This window comes from Rhodococcus sp. C26F (assembly GCF_053345925.1).
On sequence record NZ_JBKFBA010000103.1, the window covers coordinates 1 to 2,448 of the forward strand.

Genomic DNA, 2,448 nt, shown 5'->3' on the forward strand with positions numbered 1-2,448 from the left:
AGTAGGGGTATCCATTGAGCAACAAGCACGCATCCGGACTGCGCCGCGCCGCCCGGATCGGCGGCGTCGCCGCTGCCGCCATCGCACTGGGGTTCGCCTCCGCAGGCGCGGCACACGCCGACACCTTCGTTCCCCTGCCCGACGGTGAGCAGATCGTCGGCACCCACAAGATCACACGAACCGCCGAAAGCGCGCTGATCTCGCCGTCGCTCGCGGCCAACGGCGCCGGCCGCGTCGCGTGGGTCTCGGGAACCGTCACAGCCACGGTGACCGGGCTTCCCGCCGGCCTCGAGGCCGGACCGACCAACGGCGGTATCGCCAAGGACGCCAACGGCACCCAGGGCACCTCCACCAACGGTGTTCCGCGTCTGACGACCGGCTACATCGTCGGCTGCCAGGTCGACGTCAGCAAGATGTCGGGAACCCTCGGTTTCAACATGGGAATGTCGGCGGACCTGGTCAAAGAATCCATGGGCGGCAACGTCGGCGGAACCGCCTCACTGGCGATCCCCCTCAGCGCCGGCCAGGTCAAGTTCGTTCCGGTACAGGCCAGAGACATCAAGGCCGACGGGACGTACACGATCCAGTACCAGGACGCACAGCTCGAGGTCCAGGGCTGCGGCGGCTACGCCCAGGCCCGCGCCTACACGGTCCTGGAAGTGACGGGCAACGACTACGTCAAGACCACGCTGTACGGCCAGCCGTTCAGCATCGGCTGACCCAGCCCGAGACCGTAATTCCCGCCTCCTCGCTACGCGCGAGACCCGACCTCGAGAGTAGAAACACATGAAGACCAGCGTCATCAGCGGCCTCAAGATGGCCGGCGTGGGCGCGACGATCGCCGTGGCCCTCGGATTCGCTTCCGCAGGTGCCGCCAACGCCGATACCTTCGTCCCGCTGCCGGATGGAAACATCTCCCAGACTCTGCCGGACGGCACCGTCGTGACCGTCACACGCACCGGCGAGACGGCGAATATCTCCCCGTCGATGGGGGCCACGCCCCTGCACCGCAACGTCTGGGTGTCCGGCAATGCAAAGGTCGAGCTCAGCGGACCGGGCGCACAGATCGGTGGCCGCATCCAGCCCGGCTACATCGTCGCCTGCCAGCTCTCGCTCACCGCGAACCTCAACGGCGGCCTGAACGCCGGCGGCGGCATCACCGGCACCGCGACCGCGACGACACAGTCCGGGACCCTCGGTGCCAACGCCGGTGCGGGAATCACCCTCGCACCCAACCAGGCGTATGACTACAAGGTCATCGACATCACCACCACCGACGCGTTCGGCGCCGAGACGCACCGCAACTTCAACACCTTCAAGGGTGCGAGCGGCAGTGTCACCTGGGGCGACACCACCCTCGGCGTCACCGGCTGCGCGGGCTACGCTCAGGCTCGCAGCTATGTGAAGGTCACCGTCGACACTCCGACGGCCACCCAGCAGGTCACCCTGTGGGGACAGCCCTTCAGCATAGGCTGACCCACCACAGGGACTGCCCCGCTGCCGAGAACCCTCATCCTCTCGACAGCGGGGCACCCTCGCTCGAAACCAAAAGCATTCGTACAGATCCGGCACTTCTAGCGGCGGGCCTCGATAGTTGACGGACCATCCCACATGTGCGGTCCCGGGTGCGGTCACGATCCAACCGGGCTCGTCGACGGCTGTGTCAACAAGTCCGAGCAGGGTCCTCTCGACACGTCCACCCAGCATTGCCGGCGGTACGCACCCTGCGTGTAAGGCGTGCGGCATCACGATCACCGATAACGCGGGCCTTACGTCAAGCGCGGCCTGTCGTCGGCGCGGGTCGGACACATGGCGGGTGACCTGCACCGACAGATCGCCTCGCTTCGTGGCGGCACGAGCGGTGGAAATGTCGGTACTTCGTGCCGCTGAGAGTCTCACCCGGACGGGCATACTCGCTGCTCGTCATCCCCGCGATCGTGTCCCGAAGCATGGTCGGGAATCGGCGAGGACAACGGAGGTACCCCAGCCCGCAGCGCGGCATCGTCACAGGGCGGGGACAAGCGAAATGACGACCTCGATCGCATGGTCGGGTGTGACTGTCACGACCGGCAGACCGAGGTTCGGATTTCCCAGAAACGTCAGGCCCGGGCGCAGTCGCCGCAGTTCGTCGTAGGCCTGGTCCAGGCGAGCAGCGGTGACTGCACGGCGTTCACACCGCCACCGAACCCGAGGTATGCGATATCTCCGGGTGCGCTGATCCGGAAGGGGCAGCAGTATCCCCGTCCGGATATGCAGCGTCGAACAGTCGCGGGGTGTTCACCTCGAACACCACCGGAGCCGCGATCGACCGTTTCACACAGCGGTATCCGGACGCGGTGATGGTTCACACCCCGAAGCATGCCTCGTGGCTGAATCAGGTGGAGATCTACTTTTCGATGGTGCAGCGAAAGGTGCTCACGCCCAAAGAGTTCCCTGATCTGGCGGCGG

Annotated in this window: 2 protein-coding genes; both read left to right on the top strand. The window is 66.1% G+C overall.

Annotation, left to right across the window (positions count from 1 at the left end; genetic code table 11):
• Positions 1-14: 14 nt before the first annotated feature.
• Positions 15-719 (top strand): MspA family porin, encoded by a 705-nt coding sequence (locus ACLBYD_RS30585; RefSeq protein ID WP_447818714.1) that lies wholly within the window; start codon positions 15-17, stop codon positions 717-719.
• 67 nt (positions 720-786) lie between these two features.
• Positions 787-1,476 carry an MspA family porin gene (locus ACLBYD_RS30590; protein WP_447818889.1) on the top strand — a complete coding sequence of 230 codons (690 nt, stop codon included), beginning with the start codon at positions 787-789 and terminating at the stop codon, positions 1,474-1,476.
• The last annotated feature ends 972 nt before the right edge of the window (positions 1,477-2,448 follow it).